Origin of the sequence: Nocardiopsis halophila DSM 44494, from assembly GCF_000341245.1 — a bacterium.
GTDB classification, from domain to species: Bacteria; Actinomycetota; Actinomycetes; order Streptosporangiales; family Streptosporangiaceae; genus Nocardiopsis_A; species Nocardiopsis_A halophila.
In genome coordinates, this window is record NZ_ANAD01000218.1 from 1 (window position 1) to 17,985 (window position 17,985).

At 73.2% G+C, this 17,985-nt stretch carries 16 protein-coding genes; 7 read left to right on the forward strand and 9 right to left on the reverse strand.

Going from position 1 to position 17,985, the window contains the following annotated elements; all coding sequences use genetic code 11:
* The first annotated feature begins 267 nt into the window (after positions 1-267).
* The 4 genes from D450_RS0124095 to D450_RS0124110 are packed head-to-tail and all read left to right on the forward strand — an operon-like array spanning position 268 to position 4,197.
* Positions 268-1,566, forward strand: a complete 1,299-nt coding sequence (locus D450_RS0124095) for an extracellular solute-binding protein (protein WP_017541185.1) — start codon at positions 268-270, stop codon at positions 1,564-1,566.
* A gap of 8 nt (positions 1,567-1,574) precedes the next feature.
* Entirely contained in the window at positions 1,575-2,522 is a 948-nt protein-coding gene (locus tag D450_RS0124100; protein ID WP_017541186.1) for a carbohydrate ABC transporter permease, read from the forward strand.
* The gene (locus D450_RS0124105; protein WP_017541187.1) at positions 2,522-3,373 is read left to right on the forward strand and encodes a carbohydrate ABC transporter permease; all 852 of its coding nucleotides are present in this window, start codon (positions 2,522-2,524) and stop codon (positions 3,371-3,373) included. Before D450_RS0124100 ends, D450_RS0124105 begins: the two co-directional genes overlap by 1 nt.
* Positions 3,370-4,197 carry an IclR family transcriptional regulator gene (locus D450_RS0124110; RefSeq protein WP_017541188.1) on the forward strand — a complete coding sequence of 276 codons (828 nt, stop codon included), beginning with the start codon at positions 3,370-3,372 and terminating at the stop codon, positions 4,195-4,197. The genes D450_RS0124105 and D450_RS0124110 overlap by 4 nt, the downstream gene beginning before the upstream one ends.
* Here D450_RS0124110 and D450_RS0124115 read toward each other — a convergent pair.
* The 3 genes from D450_RS0124115 to D450_RS0124125 all read right to left on the reverse strand — a co-directional run bounded on the left by D450_RS0124115 (position 4,188) and on the right by D450_RS0124125 (position 7,788).
* Positions 4,188-4,946 carry a TIGR03943 family putative permease subunit gene (locus D450_RS0124115; RefSeq protein ID WP_017541189.1) on the reverse strand — a complete coding sequence of 253 codons (759 nt, stop codon included), beginning with the start codon at positions 4,944-4,946 and terminating at the stop codon, positions 4,188-4,190. The genes D450_RS0124110 and D450_RS0124115 overlap by 10 nt on opposite strands.
* Positions 4,943-6,016, reverse strand: a complete 1,074-nt coding sequence (locus tag D450_RS0124120) for a permease (protein WP_017541190.1) — start codon at positions 6,014-6,016, stop codon at positions 4,943-4,945. The genes D450_RS0124115 and D450_RS0124120 overlap by 4 nt, the downstream gene beginning before the upstream one ends.
* A 314-nt stretch (positions 6,017-6,330) precedes the next feature.
* Positions 6,331-7,788, reverse strand: a complete 1,458-nt coding sequence (locus tag D450_RS0124125; RefSeq protein WP_017541191.1) for an alanine/glycine:cation symporter family protein — start codon at positions 7,786-7,788, stop codon at positions 6,331-6,333.
* Between the two features lie 349 nt (positions 7,789-8,137).
* Here D450_RS0124125 and D450_RS31990 point away from each other — a divergent pair, with 349 nt between their 5' ends.
* A complete protein-coding gene (locus D450_RS31990; protein ID WP_017541192.1) occupies positions 8,138-8,728 on the forward strand; it encodes a hypothetical protein in 591 nt (196 codons plus the stop codon).
* Positions 8,729-9,141: 413 nt separating this feature from the next.
* Here D450_RS31990 and D450_RS0124135 read toward each other — a convergent pair whose 3' ends face one another.
* The 6 genes from D450_RS0124135 to D450_RS0124160 all read right to left on the reverse strand — a co-directional run bounded on the left by D450_RS0124135 (position 9,142) and on the right by D450_RS0124160 (position 15,713).
* Complete coding sequence (locus tag D450_RS0124135) at positions 9,142-10,461, reverse strand: DEAD/DEAH box helicase (protein ID WP_017541193.1); 1,320 nt, start codon at positions 10,459-10,461, stop codon at positions 9,142-9,144.
* 243 nt (positions 10,462-10,704) lie between these two features.
* The gene (locus tag D450_RS0124140) at positions 10,705-11,520 is read right to left on the reverse strand and encodes an enoyl-CoA hydratase/isomerase family protein (protein WP_017541194.1); all 816 of its coding nucleotides are present in this window, start codon (positions 11,518-11,520) and stop codon (positions 10,705-10,707) included.
* Between the two features lie 122 nt (positions 11,521-11,642).
* Positions 11,643-11,849, reverse strand: coding sequence for a helix-turn-helix domain-containing protein (locus tag D450_RS0124145; protein WP_026124337.1), 207 nt, complete (start codon positions 11,847-11,849; stop codon positions 11,643-11,645).
* Between the two features lie 270 nt (positions 11,850-12,119).
* A complete protein-coding gene (locus D450_RS0124150; RefSeq protein WP_017541196.1) occupies positions 12,120-13,718 on the reverse strand; it encodes an ABC-F family ATP-binding cassette domain-containing protein in 1,599 nt (532 codons plus the stop codon).
* Between the two features lie 147 nt (positions 13,719-13,865).
* Positions 13,866-15,218: an AI-2E family transporter gene (locus tag D450_RS0124155; protein ID WP_017541197.1), complete on the reverse strand. Its 1,353-nt coding sequence runs from the start codon at positions 15,216-15,218 to the stop codon at positions 13,866-13,868.
* Between the two features lie 87 nt (positions 15,219-15,305).
* Positions 15,306-15,713: a YccF domain-containing protein gene (locus D450_RS0124160; RefSeq protein WP_017541198.1), complete on the reverse strand. Its 408-nt coding sequence runs from the start codon at positions 15,711-15,713 to the stop codon at positions 15,306-15,308.
* Positions 15,714-15,941: 228 nt separating this feature from the next.
* On the opposite strand from D450_RS0124160, the gene D450_RS0124165 reads away from it, so the two are divergent.
* Together D450_RS0124165 and D450_RS0124170 are read left to right on the forward strand one after the other, a co-directional pair.
* Positions 15,942-16,595: an MBL fold metallo-hydrolase gene (locus D450_RS0124165; protein WP_017541199.1), complete on the forward strand. Its 654-nt coding sequence runs from the start codon at positions 15,942-15,944 to the stop codon at positions 16,593-16,595.
* A gap of 471 nt (positions 16,596-17,066) precedes the next feature.
* Positions 17,067-17,369 (forward strand): WhiB family transcriptional regulator, encoded by a 303-nt coding sequence (locus tag D450_RS0124170; RefSeq protein ID WP_270681446.1) that lies wholly within the window; start codon positions 17,067-17,069, stop codon positions 17,367-17,369.
* The last annotated feature ends 616 nt before the right edge of the window (positions 17,370-17,985 follow it).

Below are 17,985 nucleotides of genomic sequence, written 5' to 3' on the forward strand. Positions count from 1 at the left end.
TGCCGGCGGGCGGGGCACCATCCGCCCCGCCAGGCCCGCTGGTGCTGGTCACAGGCCCTGCGGGACACCCGCCGACCCCTCGCTCCCACCCCCAGGGGACCCAGACGGCCTCTCTGTGACCTGGGGCGTCGTGCATAGTCGTCTCCCTCTTGTGCAGTGCACAACATTGGGCCCACCCTCTTCTGGGGATCTGTACACCTTCCTTACATTCATGGGCCACCAGCTGGTTCCGTCCGGTATCGCCCTTGTCCCCCGAAGGAGAACCCGATGCGACCGTTCCGCCCGGTCCGCGCGGCCGCCCTCGCCGGCGCCGCCGCGCTCCTGGCCGCCTGCGCCCCCGCCCAGACCGACGGGGGCGCCTCCGGCGCCGACGAGATGGAGGGCACCCTCCGGGTCTGGCTGTTCTCCGAGGTCGACCAGGACCCCAAGGAGGAGGTCGTCGACGAGGCGGTCGCCGAGTTCGAGGCGGCCCACGACGGGGTCACCGTCGACGTGCAGTACATCCCCGTGGACACCCGCGCCGAGCGGTTCCGCGCCGCCTTCAACGACCCCTCCTCGGCCCCCGACGTCGCCGAGTACGGCAACACCGACCTGGCCGGCTACGTCGAGTCCGGCGGCATGCTCGACATCTCCGAGGACCTGGCCGACTGGGAGGACCACGCCGGCATCCCCGAGGACGTCGCCGCCACCGCCCGGGTCGGCGAGGGCACCTACGGGGTGCCGTGGTTCCTCGGCGCCCGCGCCCTGTACTACCGCACCGACGTCTTCGACGACCTCGGCCTGGAGGCGCCCGAGACGCTGGAGGAGGTCGTGGAGGCCGGGCGCGCCGTCCGCGAGGACGACGCCGACATGCTCGGCGTGTCCACCGGCGGCGCCTACACCTACGGCTTCCTGCCCTTCGTGTGGGCCCACGGCGGCGAGATCGCCGAGGAGGACGGCGGCTCCTACACCTCCGCCATCGCCTCCGACGAGGCCAAGCAGGGCCTGGAGCTGTACACCGAGATCCTCTCCGACGACGTCTGCCCGCCGCAGACGTGCGCGGAGATGGACGGCAACGCCAGCGTGCAGAACTTCGTGGCCGGCGACGCCGCCATGACCATCGGGGGCAACTTCAACCTCAAGGCGGTCCAGGACAGCGACATCGCCGACGACGCCGCCGTCGTCCCGCTGCCTGGGACCGAGCCCGGCAGCATCGCCCCCGCCTTCGCCGGCGGCAACAACCTCGGGGTGCTCGCCGGTACCGACAAGCGCACCCTGTCGGTCGAGTTCACGAAGCTCCTGGCCGGCAAGGAGTACCAGCGCCAGATGTACGACGCGATGGGCAACCTGCCCACCTTCACCGACGTGCGCGAGGAGATCTCCGCCGAGGACGAGGAGATCGCCCCCTTCATCGAGACGATCGACGCCGGCACCCGGTTCGTGCCGGCCACCGGCGCCTGGGCGACCATCGACGCCGAGGCGGTGCTGCCCACCATGGTCCAGACGGTCGCCGCCGGCGACGCGAGCGTGGACGAGGCCGCCGAGGAGGCCTCCGCCTCCCTCGACGAGGCCTTCGGCGGGGAGTGACCCGCCGGATGGGCCTGTCGGCACCCGCGCGCCGGCGCCCGGGGGGCACCGCCCCCGGGGCCCGGCGGCGCGCCCTCGAACCGTGGATGTACCTGCTGCCCGCACTGGCGGTGCTGGGCGCCCTGCTCGTCTACCCGCTGTACCAGCTGGTGCTGGTCTCCTTCTACGACTACCGGCAGCCGCAGGTCACCGGCGCCGAGCCGCTGCGCTTCATCGGCCTGGAGAACTACGCCTCCCTGGTCTCCGACCCGCAGTTCTGGGAGGTGCTGGCCAACACGGCGGTCTTCGCCGCGGCCTGCGTGCTGGGCACGCTGGCCGTCGGCGGCGGCCTGGCCGTGCTGGCCACCCGGCTCTCACCGTGGGTGCGCACCCTGCTGTTCCTGGCGGCGCTGGGGGCCTGGGCCACCCCGGCGGTCACCGGCAGCGCCGTGTGGCTGTTCCTGTTCGACCCGCTGCTGGGGCCGGTGAACCAGGCCCTGGTCGCCATCGGCCTGGAGGGCTTCTCCGGGCACTCCTGGACCTATGAGAAGTGGCCGGCGTTCGGCCTGGTGTGGACCCAGGTCGTCTGGTGCTCGTTCCCCTTCGTCATGGTCACCCTCTACGCGGGCATCCGCGCGATCCCCGAGGAGGTGATCGAGGCGGCCCGGCTGGACGGCGCCTCGACCGGGCGGATCGCCCGCTCGGTCATGCTGCCGATGCTGCGCCCGGCCATGACCGTGGTGACCGTCCAGTCGATCATCTGGGACTTCAAGATCTTCACGCAGATCTACATCATGACCGGCGGGGGCGGCATCGCCGGACAGAACCTGGTGCTGAACGTGTACGCCTACCAGCAGGCCTTCGCCTCCAGCCAGTACGGCCTGGGCTCGGCCATCGGCGTGGTCACCACCGTGCTGCTGCTCCTGATCACCCTGCTGTACCTGCGGACGCTGCGCCGCCAAGGGGAGGTGCTGTGATGCGAGGCCTCGCGACGCTGCGGCGGGTGCGCACGGACGGCGCCGGCCTGCTGATCGCCGCCGCGGTGGCGTTCCCGCTCTACTGGATGGTGCTCTCGGCGCTCAAGCCGCGCACCGACCTGGAGGCGGGCGACCCCCGGCCGTACACGCTGGAGCCGAGCCTGGACTCCTTCCGCCGGGTGCTGCTGGTGGACGGGTTCGGCCAGTACCTGCTCAACAGCCTGCTGGTGGCGGCCGTGGTGGTGGTCCTGTCCACACTGTGCGCCTTCCTGGCCGCGGTGGCGCTGACCCGCTACCGCTTCCGCTCGCGCACCACCCTGCTGATCATGGTGATCACCGCGCAGATGGTGCCGGTGGAGGCGCTGACCATCCCGCTGTTCTTCCTCATGCGCACCATCGGCGGGGCGGTCCCGGGACTGGGGCTGAACCACCTGGGCTCGCTGATGCTGGTGCACACCGCCTTCGCGGTGCCGCTGGCCATCTGGATGCTGCGCGGGTTCGTCGCCGCGGTGCCCCAGGAGCTGGAGGAGGCGGCGTGGCTGGACGGGGCGGGCAGCCTCACCTTCGTCACCCGGGTGCTCTTCCCCCTGACCGCGCCGGGGGTGGTGGCCACCAGCATCTTCTCCTTCATCATGACCTGGAACGATTTCCTGTTCGCCCGCACCTTCATCATCTCGGCGCAGGAGAACCAGACGCTGCCGATCGCGCTGCTGTCGTTCTTCAAGCCCGACGAGAACGACTGGGGCGGGATCATGGCCGGGTCGGTGCTGATGACGCTGCCGGTGCTGGTGTTCTTCCTGTTCGTGCAGCGCCGGCTGGCGTCGGGCCTGGGAGGTGCCGTCAAGGGATGAACGCCGACACCTCCCCCCGCCGCAACGCGTCGGTGTCGCTGCGCCGGGCGCTCGCGATCCTGGATTTCGTCCGGTCCACCCCCGCCGGCAGCGGCGGGGCCACCCTCACCCAGCTCGCCGAGGGGGTGGGGGTGAACAAGAGCTCGGTGCTGCGGCTGTCGGCCCCGCTGCTGGAGGCGGGGCTGCTGACCCGGGACCGCACCAGCGGGCGCTTCCGGCTGGGCCCGGCGGCGCTATCGCTGTGGCAGGCCTACCTGGACCAGATGGACCTGCGCTCGGTCGCCTCGGACCACCTGCGCCACCTGATGCGGCGCACCGGCCACACCTGCCACCTGGTCCTGCTCGACGGGCACGACGTGGTGTACGCCGACAAGGTGGAGAACACCACCACGGTGCGCATGGCCTCCCGGATCGGGGCCCGGATGCCCGCCCACCGCACCGCGGTCGGCAAGGCCATCCTCGCCTTCAGCCCGCCGGACCTGGTGCGGGACGTGCTGGAGGACGGGCTGGCCCCGGCCACCTCGCGCACCGTCACCGACCCGGAGGTCTTCGTGGAGGAGCTGCGGCGGGTGCGCGAGCGCGGCTACTCCATCGACGACCGGGAGAACGAGCCGGAGGTGCGCTGCGTGGCGGCACCGGTCTTCGACCACAACCGCGACCCGATCGCCGCGATCAGCGTGTCGTCACTGGTGAGCCGCCTGCCCGCGGCGCGGGTCCGCCAGCTCGGGCCGCAGGTGGCCGCGGTGGCGGCGCGCATCTCGGCCGACCTGGGCGCGCCGGCCCAGCCGCGCGGCCCGGGCACGGCGGCCGGCGGCTACTCGTAGGGGTCGGGCGGGTCCTGCACCGCCTCCATCTCCTCGACGGTGAACCGGTGGTCGCGCACCTGCTGCAGGTCGCCCTCGGGCTCCTCCCAGGTGCCCCGCACCCGCCACCAGGTGTCCTCCTCGGGGACGGGCTCGTCGGTGATGAGCACCCGGTTGACCACCGCGTCGGCGGCGCAGCACGCCATCTCCAGCCGGGCCAGGTACCACCCCTCGCCCTCCGGGTTCGGCACGGTGAACCCGGTCAGCTCGATGGTCCGGTCCGCCATGGTGCGCTCCTCGTCGGTCCAGGCGCGCGAGACGAACTCGCGCATCTCCAGCTCGACCGGGCCGTCCCCGGCCTCGGCGAAGGGGTCGTCCCGGTACTCGCTGAGGTCGACCCGGTCGTCGGGGGCCGAGGAGGCGCCCTGGGCCGCGGCGGTGTAGGCGCCCAGGGCGGGCGGGGCGACCACGAACACCGAGATGACGGGGAGCAGGAGCAGCCAGGCCACCCGGGGGCCGCTCTCGGCCCCGTGCCCGTCGCCGTGCCCGCAGGCCGCGGCGTCGCCGGTGCCCTCCTCGCTCCGGGCGGCGGCGCGCAGGTCGGTGGCGATGACCGCCCCGCCGAGCACGACCAGCACGCCCCCGGCCGCGATCAGGAAGGGCCGGAAGGCCGACTGCACGTAGTTGAGGTACAGCTCGGAGAAGAGCGTGGTGCCCAGCGCCGCCGCGCCCAGGAGCACCAGGATCAGGCCTTGCGCCATCCGGTTCACAGGAGCAGCCCTCCGATCAGGAACGTGAACAGCAGTGTGGCCGCGAGCGTCAGCGGGACGAAGCGCCGGACGAACCCCCACCCGAAGGTTCCGCCCTGCAGGGCGATGAGCTTCAGGTCGACCATCGGGCCCACCACCATGAAGGCGAGCTGGGCCGTCGGGGAGAAGGCGTTGAGGCTGGCGGCGACGAAGGCGTCGGCCTCCGAGCAGATGGACAGCAGGATCGCCAGCAGGGCCAGGACCAGCACGCCGACCACCGGAAGTTCGGCGACCCCGTTCACCCAGGCGCGGGGGACGGCGACGTTGAGCGTGGCGGCGGCGATGGCGCCGACGACGAGGAAGCCGCCGGCGTGGATGAGGTCGTGCACCATCGAGTCGCGGAAGACCTCGGCCTTGGAGGCGCCCGGCGCGTGCGCCGCGCGGGGCGGGCGCAGCCAGTCGCTCTTGCCGAAGCGGGCCCAGATCCACCCCACGACCACGGCGGCGCCCAGCGAGGCGAGCAGCCGGGCGGCCCACATCTCGGGGCGGCCGGGGAAGGCGACCGCGGTCGCCACCAGCACCACCGGGTTGATGGCGGGGGCGGCCAGCAGGAAGGTGAGCGCGGCCGCGGGGGCGATGCCGCGCTTGATCAGGCCGCCGGCGATGGGCACCGAGGCGCACTCGCAGCCGGGCAGCACCGCGCCGGACAGGCCGGCGACCGGCACCGCCGCCATGGGGTTGCGCGGAATGACCCGGCGGTAGAAGGAGGCGGGGACGAACGCGGTCAGGGCCGCCGACAGGGCGACGCCGAACACCAGGAACGGCAGCGCCTGGAAGGAGATGGCGGTGAAGACGGTGGCCCAGGCCAGGAAGGCCTGGTGCTCCAGTCCTCCGGCGAGCCACAGGTTGGCCGCGGCCATGCCGCTGATGAGGATCGCGAAGAGCCAGACGGTCGCGGCGCGCCGGGGGCCGCGGGGGCGGCCCCAGTCGGACGGGGGCAGCTCGTCCCCGCGGTCCTCCCAGTCCGCGACGAGCGAGTCGCCGAGGGAGGAGCCCGGCGTCCGGGGCGGGCCCGGTGGGCTGTCGGACACGTGAGCACTCCGAATCGGGTGGTCGGGCGGGCGGCGCCGCGGTGCTGTCCAGCGCGGCGGTGCAGTGCGGCGGTGCAGTGCGGTGCGGCGTACCCGGCGAATGGTACCGAAAACGGTTATCGTCCGCGCCGCGGCCTGCGGCGCGGCGCGCTCCGCCCCGGGGGCGGCGCCGTCCCGGAGGGTGCGCGGCAGAGGGTACCCCCTCGCCTCCCGTCCGCGGGGCCTTCCGCGCACAAACGGCCCCGGTCCCGTCCGGGACCGGGGCCGCTCAGTGCTCCGTGCTCCGTGCTCTGCGCTCCCTGCGCCGTGCGCCGCTACAGGCGCTCGCCGGGCTCGGGCGCCAGGTCGGTCTCGTTCTCCCAGCACTGCACGCCGGTGACGCCCGGCAGGCGGTCGCGGGTGAACACCGGGTCGCGCCCCTCCTTGCGCTGGGCGGTGTAGTCGCGCAGCAGCAGGAACGCGATGCCCGCCAGCGGTGCGATCGCGATCAGGTTGACGGTGGCCATGACGCCCTGGAAGACGTCGGCCATGGTCCACACCAGGTCGAGCGGGGCGACCGAGCCCGCCAGCACCATGCCCAGCACCAGGACCCGGTAGCCGGCCATGACCCCGTTGGAGGCGGACATGAAGCGCAGGTTGGACTCGCCGTAGTAGTAGTTGCCCAGCACCGAGGTGAAGGCCAGCAGGAACAGGATGACGGTCAGCGCGTGCACGGCCCACACGCCCAGGTTGGCCTCCAGGGAGGCCTGGGTGAGCGAGGCGCCTTCGCGCTCGCCGTAGGCGGGATCGGCGATCAGCACGATGAAGGCGGTGATGGAGCAGATGAGCAGGGTGTCGAAGTAGACGCCCAGGGTCTGCACCAGGCCCTGCTTGACGGGGTGGCTGACGGCGGCGGTCGCCCCGGCGTTGGGCGCCGAGCCCAGGCCGGCCTCGTTGGAGAACATGCCGCGCCGCATGCCCTGCACGATGGCGGCGCCGATGCCGCCGGAGACGAACTCGCGCACACCGAAGGCGCCGGAGACGATGTCGCCGAGCACCCGCGGGATCTCTCCGAGGTTCATCGCGACCACGGCCAGGCCGATGACCAGGTAGGCCAGGGCCATGAACGGCACCAGGAGCTGGGCGACGTGGGCGATGCGGCGCACGCCGCCGAAGATGACCGCGCCGACCAGGACGGCCAGGGCGATCCCCACGCCCCAGAACAGGCCGGGGCCGGCGCCGAGGCCGGCGGCCTCCGCGGAGGAGGAGATCGAGTCGGCGATGCTGTTGGCCTGCACCGAGTTGAAGATGAAGCCGAAGGTCAGCGTGATGACGACGGCGAAGACCAGGCCCATCCAGCGCGCGCCCAGGCCGAACTGCATGTAGTAGGCGGGCCCGCCGCGGAATCCGGCCCGGTCGCGCACCTTGTACAGCTGGGCCAGGGTGGACTCGACGAACGCGGCCGACCCCACGAGCAGGGCCATCAGCCACATCCAGAACACGGCCCCGGGGCCGCCGAGCGCGATGGCGGTGGCGACGCCGACGATGTTGCCGGTTCCCACCCGGGACGCGGCCGAGATGGCGAAGGCCTGGAAGGAGGAGATCGCCTTCTTCCCGTCGGCCGCCGCGGGCGGCTGCCCGCGCAGGACGCGGAACATCTCGGGGAAGAGGCGGACCTGTACGACCCCCGAGCGCACCGTGAAGTACACGGCCGACAGGAGCAGGAAGGGGATGAGCAGGTAGCCCCAGAACACATCGTTCACGGAGACGATGGCGTCGTTCAGTGCGTCCACGCGGTGAACTTCTCCTTCAGGGCGGGCACGGCTCACCGCCCGGGGTCGCCGGGTGGAGGCGGTGCGGGCCGGCAGCGACGGTGCGGCCGCCCGGTGGGGAGGCCGCCGTGAGCGGCGGCCCCCGGATCCCCCGCGGGCGTCCACCGCTTCCATCTTGGGTGCGCGCCGGGATCGACCCGACCACCGACACGCAGAGCGACACGGGGTGACCCCGCGCACAGCAGACCTTACACCTCAAACAGACCTACCTCTCACAGAGGCATGAACCACTCGTTTCCGCGGCCGCCGGTTACCGTGCCGGGGGCAGGGGAACCGCTTTCAGCACAGGTGTGCGTGGTTAGGAGCGGCCATGGACGGCGACGGCGCCTCCCATCTCGGGCGCGGACGCAGCTGGATCTGCGTCGCCCTGATGATCGCCGGGTTCTCCGGGGGCGGGGTGGCCCTGGCGCTGGGGCCCGCGTGGGTCTGGGTGGCGGTGGGCGCCGTGGTGTTCCTGCTCGGGGGCTGCCTGGCTGTGGCGATGGGGATCATGGGCGACACCGTGACCGACGAGCAGGTCATCGGCGGTGCCCCGCCGAAGGGGGACGGCGGGTCTGAGCGGGCCGCCCCGGAGGCGGACCGGACCGGCACGGAGGCGGGCGGGGACGCCGCGGACGGCGAAGCGGCGGAGGCGCAGGCGGCGGACGCGGATGCGGCCCCGCCCCCGCCGCGCCAGGAGGCGGCACCGGAGGAGCTGGGCCGCTTCTGCCTGGCGGCCATCCGCCGGGAGTTCGGCCCGCCGGGCGCCTCCCCCGAGGGGGACCACCTCAGGTGGAGGGTGCAGGACGCCGTCTGGCGCCTGCGGGACCTCCCCCCGGAGGAGGGCGACCACGAGGACGCCCGCAGGAGCCTGGAGGAGGTCCGCCTCACCTGCCGGTCCTTCGGCTCCCGGGAGCGCTGAGGGGCCGAGCATGCCGGCGAGGGGTGCGGGCCGCCTGTCCGCCGGTTCCGACGGCACCGGGGCCTTCCTCGTCGCCGGGTGCGGCCGTCACCAGCCGCGCCTCACGACCGTTCGTCCCCGCCCCCTGCCGTGCCCCTCCGCCCCGTCGCCACAGCACTATCGCCACAGTACTTTCGCCGCGGCAGGTGCCGTTGGCGCGGATCGACGCAGGCCGTCAGGGCGCGTGGACAGAACCAGGACCACCGAGGACATCACGATAGGGCGGTAGGACGCGCCCGTCTCCACGGCGCAGCGTGCACGTCCGGTCGCCCGAACGTCTCTGGGCCCGTTCCGTCGGCGGCCCGGACGAAGGACGGCCGGGCCGTCGGGCGGTTCACGCCCTCCCGGCCCGGCCGATCCCTTCCCGCGGCCGCTCAGTCGCGGGGGCCCGAGCGGCGGGCGCCCTCCCGGCCCCCGCGGGGCCGGCGTCCGTTCCCCGGCCCGCTGCGGCGCGGGCCGCGCCGGGGACCGCGGCGGCGCGAGCGCTCGGGCTCGGGCGGCTCCACCCACGGCACCCCGGAGGGCTGCTGCGCCCCGGTCACCTCGGCGAGCAGGTCGTCACCGGGGTTGACCAGGTGCTGCTCGGCGTGGACCCCGGCCTCGCCCAGCAGGCGGCGCGCCGTGCGGCGCTGGTTGGGCTGGACGAGCGAGACCACGCGGCCCGATTCCCCCGCCCGGGCGGTGCGCCCGCCGCGGTGCAGGTAGTCCTTGTGCCCGTTGGGCAGGTCCACGTTGACGACCATGTCGATCCCGTCGACGTGGATGCCGCGCGCCGCCACGTCCGTGGCGACCAGGGCCTGGATGCGCCCGTCGCGGAACTTCGCCAGAGTCCTGGTGCGCACGCTCTGCGACTTGCCGCCGTGCAGCGACGCGGCGGGCACCCCGGCGGCGGCCAGCCGCTCGCTGATGGTGTCGGCCCGGTGCTTGCTGCGCACGAAGAGGATGGTCCGCCCGTCGCGGGCCGCGATCTCGGTGATGATGCGGTCCTTGTCCCGGGGCAGCACCCGGAGCAGGTGGTGGTCCATGGTCGCCACGCGCGCGGTGGGCGGGTCGACCGAGTGGGTCGCCGGGTCGTTCGTGTAGGCGCGCACGAGCTTGTCGACGTCGCCGTCCAGGGTGGCCGAGAACAGCAGCGTCTGGGCCTCGGGGCGCACCCGGTCGAGCAGGTCGCGGACCTGGGGCAGGAAGCCCATGTCGCACATCTGGTCGGCCTCGTCGAGCACGCAGGCCTCCACCGCCCCCAGGTCGCAGGCGCCCTGCTCGATCAGGTCGGTCAGCCGGCCCGGGGTGGCGACCAGCAGGTCGACGCCGCGTCTGAGCGCCGTGATCTGGCGCGAGTAGGGGGTGCCGCCGACGACGTCGGCGATGCGCGCGCCCACCGCGCGGGCGTAGGGCAGGAGCGATCCCCGTACCTGGTCGGCGAGCTCGCGGGTGGGCACCAGGACCAGCGCTCGGGGGCGTTTGGGGGCGGCCCGGCGGGCGGAGGCGCGCACCAGCAGCGGGAGCCCGAAGGCCAGGGTCTTGCCCGACCCGGTGCGGCCGCAGCCCAGGACGTCGCGCCCGGCCAGGGCGTCGGGGATGGCGGCCGCCTGGATCGGGAACGGCCGGGTCACACCGTTGCGCTCCAGGGTCCGCACGAGCTCCTCGGGCAGGCCGAGTCCGTCGAACGCCGGGCGCGCGGCAGTGTCCGTCAAGTGACGTCTACCTTCCTCGTCGAAACGGCGACGTACCGAGGAAGGCCCGAACCGTGCGGGGGCACGGTGGGGGCGACCGATCGAACGCGCCGGATGCCGCGCCTCAGTGCCGGGGGTCCGGCCGGGCGCCGAGCGGCCCGGCGCGCCGGATGCGCGCAGCGAAGATCGACCGCCGGGAGCAGCGTACTAGAACGCCCCCGGCCGCATGCCCCGCACCCCGGCCTGAGGAGGGGATCCCCACACCTATCCGCCCATCTGGGCCGCCATGGCGATCAGGCGCTCGGCCTGGGCCGCGCGTTCGGCCGCGCACTGCTCCTCGAGGCTCCGCCCGGGCGCCCCCTGAAGGAGTCCCTTGGTCGCCGAGGCCGCGCCGTGCGGGACCGCCAGCAGGGCGGCCACCAGGTCGTCGACGGCCGTGTCCAGCTCCCCGCCGGGCACCACCAGCTCGGCCAGGCGCAGCCGCTCGGCCTCGTCGGCGCCGACGGTGCGGGCGGTCAGGCACAGCTCCATGGCGCGCGGCAGCCCGACGATGTCGACCAGCGGCTTGGTCCCCGACAGGTCCGGCACCAGTCCCAGCGCCGGCTCCTTCATGCACAGCGCGGCGTCGTCGGCCATCACCCGCAGGTCGCACGCCAGGGCGAGCTGGAAGCCCGCGCCGATCGCGTGCCCCTGGACCGCCGCCACCGACACGATGTCGGGGCGGCTCAGCCAGGTGAAGCCCTCCTGGTAGGCGGCGATGCCCGCGTCCAGGGCGGCGCGCTGCTCGGGGGCCTCTCCCACGTCGGCCATCAGGGAGCGCTCCCCGGGAACGCCCTCCGGGGAGAACATCGCCAGGTCGATCCCCGCGGAAAAGGACGGCCCGTCACCGGAGACCACGACGATACGGACACGCTCCGGAAGCGCCTGGCCGACATGGGCCAGCGCTTTCCAGGTGCGGCCGGTCATGGCGTTGCGGCGCTCGGGGCGGGCGAGCGCGATGCGCGCGACCTCGCCGTCGACCTCCAGGCGCAGCCCGGCCGCGCTCAGCTCCTCCCCGTCGGGAAGGACCGGTTCCTCCATGCCCACCTCCGCTGCTCGGCGCGCCCGCCCCACGCGGGCCCGCTCCGGGTCGGTGGACCACCGTATCCGCGCGGGCGCGCACGTCCGTGGCCGGGGCCCCTATCCCCGGCCGCGCGCGGAACTCAGGTGCGGCGGGTCGCCCCGCCGCGGCCGCGCAGCGTGACGCCGGCCTCGGTGAGCAGGCGGTGGACGAAGCCGTAGGAACGTCCGGTGGCCGCTGCCAGGGAGCGGATGCTCTCCCCCGCGTCGTAGCGCTTCTTGAGTTCGGTGGCAAGCTCGGATCGCTCGGTGCCCGTCACACGCGTGCCCTTTCTCAAGGTCTCGGCCACGTCTACCTCCCGTGTTCTCGCGGCCAGTGGCGGGCGCCGCCCGCGGCCCGGGGACACCGGTGCGGTGTCCCCGGCGCCCGGCGCGGCGCCGGTGCCCATGATCAGCCATGCACCCGCCACTGGCCACCCCCCGGCGCGGGGCCGGAACGGGCCGGGACCGTGCGCCCCGTTGTGGTCAGCACAAAACCTGACCCGTATTGGGCCCGCCGTCAACGGCGGCGCGCCGGTGGGCCGGGGGCGGCCCGGCCGACCGGGCCCGGGGCGACGTGATCAGGCCAGCGTGATCAGGTCCTCGAACTCGGCGTTCCACATGTCCTCGACGCCATCGGGCAGCAGGATGACCCGCTCGGGCGCCAGCGCCTCCACGGCGCCCTCGTCGTGGGTGACGAGCACGATCGCGCCCTTGTAGGCGCGCAGGGCGCCCAGGATCTCCTCCCGGCTGGCCGGGTCGAGGTTGTTGGTCGGCTCGTCCAGCAGCAGCACGTTGGCGCTGGAGACCACCAGCGCGGCCAGCGCCAGCCGGGTCTTCTCCCCGCCGGAGAGCACCCCGGCCGGCTTGTCCACGTCGTCGCCGCTGAACAGGAACGACCCCAGCACCCGGCGCGCCTCCACGTCCGGGAGGTCGGGCGCGGCGGCCATCATGTTCTCCAGCACGGTGCGGGAGGTGTCCAGGGTCTCGTGCTCCTGGGCGTAGTAGCCGAGCTTGAGCCCGTGCCCGGGCACCACCTCGCCGGTGTCGGGCTCCTCCACCCCCGCCAGCATCCGCAGCAGGGTGGTCTTCCCGGCGCCGTTGAGGCCCAGCACCACGACCCGGCTGCCCCGGTCGATGGCCAGGTCGACCCCGGAGAAGACCTCCAGCGAGCCGTAGGACTTGGACAGCCCCTTGGCGCTGAGCGGCGTGCGGCCGCTGGGCGCCGGGTCGGGGAAGCGCAGCTTGGCGACCCGGTCGGCGACCCGCTGGCCCTGCACCGACTCCATGATGCGCTCGGCGCGGTTGGCCATCTGCTGCGCGGCCCGCGCCTTGGTGGCCTTGGCCCGGAACCGGTCGGCCTGCTTCAGCAGCGCCCCGGCCTGCTTCTCGGCGTTGGCCTGCTCGCGGCGGCGGCGCCGCTCGTCGGCCTCGCGCTGCTCCTGGTAGGCCTTCCACCCCATGTTGTAGACGTCGATGACGCAGCGGTTGGCGTCCAGGTAGAACACCTTGTTCACCACGTCCTCGACCAGGTCCACGTCGTGGCTGATCACGATCAGCCCGCCCTGGTGGGCCTTGAGGAAGTCGCGCAGCCACACGATGGAGTCGCCGTCGAGGTGGTTGGTGGGCTCGTCCAGCAGCAGCGTGTCGGCCCCGCTGAACAGGATCCGCGCCAGCTCGATGCGGCGCCGCTGGCCGCCGGAGAGGGTGCCCAGCGGCTGGTCGAGGATGCGCTGCTCCAGACCGAGGCTGTTCGCCATCGCCGCCGCCTCCGACTCGGCGGCGTAGCCGCCCATGACGTGCAGCTCCTCGTCGGCCCGGGCGTAGGCGCGCACCGCCTTGTCGCGCACCTTGGGGTCGTCGCTGCCCATCCGCTCCTCCGCGCGGCGCAGCCGGCGCAGGGCGTCGTCGATGCCGCGGGCCGACAGGATGCGGTCGCGCGCGATCTCCTCGGGGTCGGTGGCACGGGGATCCTGCGGGAGGTAGCCGAGGGTCCCCGACACCGACACCGTCCCGTCCGCCGGGGCGCCCTCCCCCGCCAGGACCTTGGTCAGGGTGGTCTTGCCCGCCCCGTTGCGCCCCACCAGCCCGATCCGGTCGCCCTCGGCGACGCGCAGCGAGGTGGGTTCGAGCAGGAGGCGGGGGCCGACTCTCAGTTCCAGGCCGGAAGCGGTGAGCATGGAGCGGGTGTCCTTATCGCGAATCTGAAGGCGTGCGTGGGACGGCGCGGCAGGGGCGGTGCGCCCTCGACCCGTGGGGACGGGGAGGGCCGCCGGGGCGCGTCAACCGGGAATGGGGAAAGGCACCCGGCCAGGGTAACGGACCCCCTACCGCTCCACTTCCGATTTCTCGGCGGGCCGGGCGGGGGCGGACCCGTTCCCGGCGCTCCCCGGGACGTAACGCCCGGAGGCCTCGGATCCTTCCCCGCCGCCGGACCGCGGCACGGACGCCTGCCCGCCGGCACCGTCGTGTTCCGCGGCCCCTTCGGCGGCCTGCTCGGCGGCCTGCGGCTCGCTGAAGGGGCGGTCGCGCAGGAGCGCTGCGAGCACCGCCGCCACGGGTGTGGCGAGGAACATCCCGACCACGCCGCCGATGATGCTGCCCATGCTGATGGCGACCAGGACCACCGCGGCCGGCAGGTCGAGCGCCATGCCGTAGACGCGGGGGGCGAAGACGTGGCTCTCCAGCTGCTGGACGATCAGCACGATCGCCAGGACCACCAGCGCGATCAGCGGGCCCTCGGTGACGAAGGCGACCGCGGTGGCCAGCAGCCCGCTGATGAACGCGCCGACGATCGGCAGGAAGGCGCCGATGAAGGTGAGCACCACCAGGGGGATGGCCAGGGTCGGGTCGATCAGGAAGAACAGCGGGAGGCCGATGCCGATCGCGTCGATCAGGCCGACGGTGGCCACGCCGCGCACATAGCGGCCCATCACCCCGTAGGCGACGTCGCCGGTGGCCTTGACCGGGCTCCGCGAGCCCGCCGGGAGCAGGCCCTGGAGCCACGCGACCAGCCGGTCGCCCGAGTGCACGAAGTAGACGGTCAGCACCAGGATGAGCACCAGGCCCAGCAGGAGCTCCAGCACGGCGGTGCCGGCGGTCCACACCCCGGTCATCAGCTGCTCGCGGTTGTCGGCCAGCAGGTTGCTCAGCTCCTGGTCGGCCGAGTCCATGATCTGGGAGACCAGGGCCGGGTGCAGGCCCAGCCCGGTGGCGATGTCGCGCACGCTCTCGGCGGCCTCGCCCAGGCTGTCCATCAGGCCGCCGAACCCGGAGACCGCCGGCTGCACGATCAGCGTCACCACGCCGCCGAGCACGATGAGCGAGCCGATGCACGTGACGGCGGTCGAGGACCCTCGCCCCATCCCCTTGCGCCGCATCCAGTTGGTGGGCGGCATCAGCAGGGCGGTGAGGAAGACCGCGAGGATGATGGGGACGGTGATCACGCTCAGGTAGCCCACCGCCCACAGCAGCAGGGCCACCACGACGCCGAGGAGGAGGGTGCGCCAGGCGGCGTCGCTGAGCCGCCGGAACAGGTCGTCCTCAGGCGGATCGGAGGCCCGGACGGCCTCGGCGGGCTCGGCCGCGGGCGCGGGCGCCTGCGGCTCTTCCCCCGCGGTCCCGGCCCGGCGCGCGGCGCGCCGGAGTCTGCTGAAGGACCACTGGCCGGGCCGCTTCATCCGCACATCGTCCCCTTCCGCTGTCGTCGTCACCATTGTGGAGGCGGTCCGCGCATGCCCTCGCCGTCGCCGCGGGCGCGGGCGCCCTCAGAACTTCCACGGGTCGCGCGCCTGATCGCTGGCCACGATCTCATTGCCGAACGGCGCCAGCGCCACGGGGATCATCTTCAGGGAGGCCCACGCCATGGGGATGCCGATGATCGTCACCGCCAGGCCGACCGCGGTGGCGACGTGGCCGATCACCAGCCACCACCCGGCGACGATCAGCCAGATCACGTTGCCCAGGGTGCTCCCGCCGCCGGCGCCGGAGCGCTTGGTGATGGTCCTGCCGAAGGGCCACAGGGCGTAGTTGGCCATGCGGAAGGAGGCGATGCCGAAGGGGATGGTCACGATCAGCACACAGCAGATCAGACCGGCGATCGCGTAGCCGATGGCGAGCCAGAGCCCCGCCACGACCAGCCAGATGATGTTGAGAATGAACCTGAGCAGCGCCACAGCCGCTCCCCGCCTTCCGCTTTCTCCGTCGTCTCCGCGCCGCCTGCGGACCCCGTCCGCCGGGCGGCGCCGTCCTGCTCATCGTCACGTATGACGCCTCTGTCCGCGGGGACGTTCCTGTACGCGCCCCGGTGTCTCCCCTGATTCCGCGCGTTGTCCCCTTAGGGGCCGGGCGCGGTATCGTCGGTGGGGCGAAAGCGTGCAGGCCCGTCCAAAGGGGGTGCGGCGATGCGGATCGAGAAGCGTGGGCACGCCTGTGTCCGCCTGGCCCACGGCGGCGGGACGCTGGTCATCGACCCCGGCGGCTTCAGCGAGCCGGACGCGGCGGTGGGCGCCGACGCGGTCGCGATCACCCACGAGCACGCCGACCACTTCGACACCGACCGCCTCCACGCCGCCCTGAAGGCCAACCCGGACCTGGAGATCCACACCCACGCCGGGATCGCCGAGCGGCTGGGGCCGCTGGCCGACCTCGGGGCGCGGGTCGTGGCGCACGCGCACGGCGACACCGCCCGGATCGCCGGGTTCGACGTGCACGTCTACGGCGAGCGGCACGCGGTCATCCACCCCGACATTCCGGTCATCACGAACATCGGGTTCCGGGTCGAGAGTCCGTCGGGCGCGGTGTTCCACCCGGGCGACGCCCTGACCGTGCCCGAGGACCCGGTCTCCACGCTGCTGGTCCCGGTGCACGCCCCCTGGTCCAAGACCGCCGAGGTGGTCGACTACCTGCGGGCGGCCTCTCCCCGTGCGGCCCTGGCGATCCACGACGGACTGCTCAACGACACCGGCGCCGCGGTGGTCGCCCGGCTCATCGGAGAGCTGGCCCCCGACGTCGACTACGCCCGCCTGGAGCCGGGCCAGGGGCGCGATCTGGGCTGACGTCCACCCCTACCCACTGCGCCCTGGTCTAGACCGGAATGTGATCCGAACATCAGGGATCCCCCCTAGGCACGGCCCGAAATCCCTCATACGATGTTCCACATCCGGCTCAACGGGCCGGATCTCGCAATCCGTCACCGACTCGGGCAGAGGCCCGGCCTCGGGACGCGGCCCTTCCGGTTTCGGTAACGGTTCAGCGAGGAATTTCCCCGCCCCCCGTGCACGAGCGGGAACGGGGATGGCATGATTACGTACCGGCCCGCTGGGAGGGCTCCAGCACCTCCCCGGCCGTTCACGTGAGCGCCTGCCGGCCTCGTCGGTCTTCTGCGCCTTCCGTGGTCTCCACCACTCCGGGAACACCGAAGCGACGCATGCCGTTACGCATGCCGGGCTCTCACGGCCGCACGACCGTGTTCTAGCAACCCTTGCTGTCCAACAGCTTACTAGCGATTCAACAGAGGTGGTTCAACCATGTCTCAGGTACGTCGGCAGGCCGCGCTGCGCCCCCGCCCGAGCTGGGGGTGGCAGGATGCCGCCGCGTGCCGGGGCGAAGACCTCGTGCTGTTCTTCGGCCCGGATGGCGAGCGCCAGCCGGAGCGGGAGATCCGCGAGCGCAAGGCCAAGGAGATCTGTGCCCAGTGCCCGGTCCGTACCGAGTGTCTCGACTACGCGATCTCGCGTCCTGAGAAGTACGGAACCTGGGGCGGTCTGAACGAGGACGAGCGCGCTTCCGAGCGCCGGCGCCGTATGCGCCGCGCGAACGCCGCCGCCTGACCGCTTCCCCCACACGGCCCGGCCAGACTGAGCGACCGTCCCCCCGCGGCGCTGGAACGGCAGGAGTCCTTTGGCGGCCCCGGCCCCGCTGATGCGGCCCGAATAACCCGAGGCGCCCCGACGGTACACGTCGAGGGCGCCTCGGGTTTTTCCATGTCCGGCCACCAGGTCAGCGCGGCCGCCGTACCCGTGGACGGGCATCGCCGGAGCCCCTGCGGGCTCCGTCCCCCCGGAGGGCGGCGGAAACGAATCGCCGTCGGCCGGCACGAATCGTCGTGGATCGATACCGAGGAAGGCCGGGAGGGGCGTCACGATTCCCGCGGATCCCGCGTACGCGGAACCGGCCCCGCCGGCACGGGACCGACGCGGCACGCAAAGAGGCGCGCCGTATCGGCATCGATCGTTCAACGAACGAACCGGAGCCGCACCGAAGCGTCACCGGAATGCGACCCGCCTTCGCGCCGGGACGACAGCCCATTCGGCGGCCCGTATCGCAGGCCCGGAATCCGGCTCCGATCCCGGGAGAAGGGGCCCCTTCCCACCCTGGGATACGGCCATCCGTTGGGCACCGACCAGGGCCGTCTCCCGGTCGTGTCCGCTGGAGTGGTGGAACTCT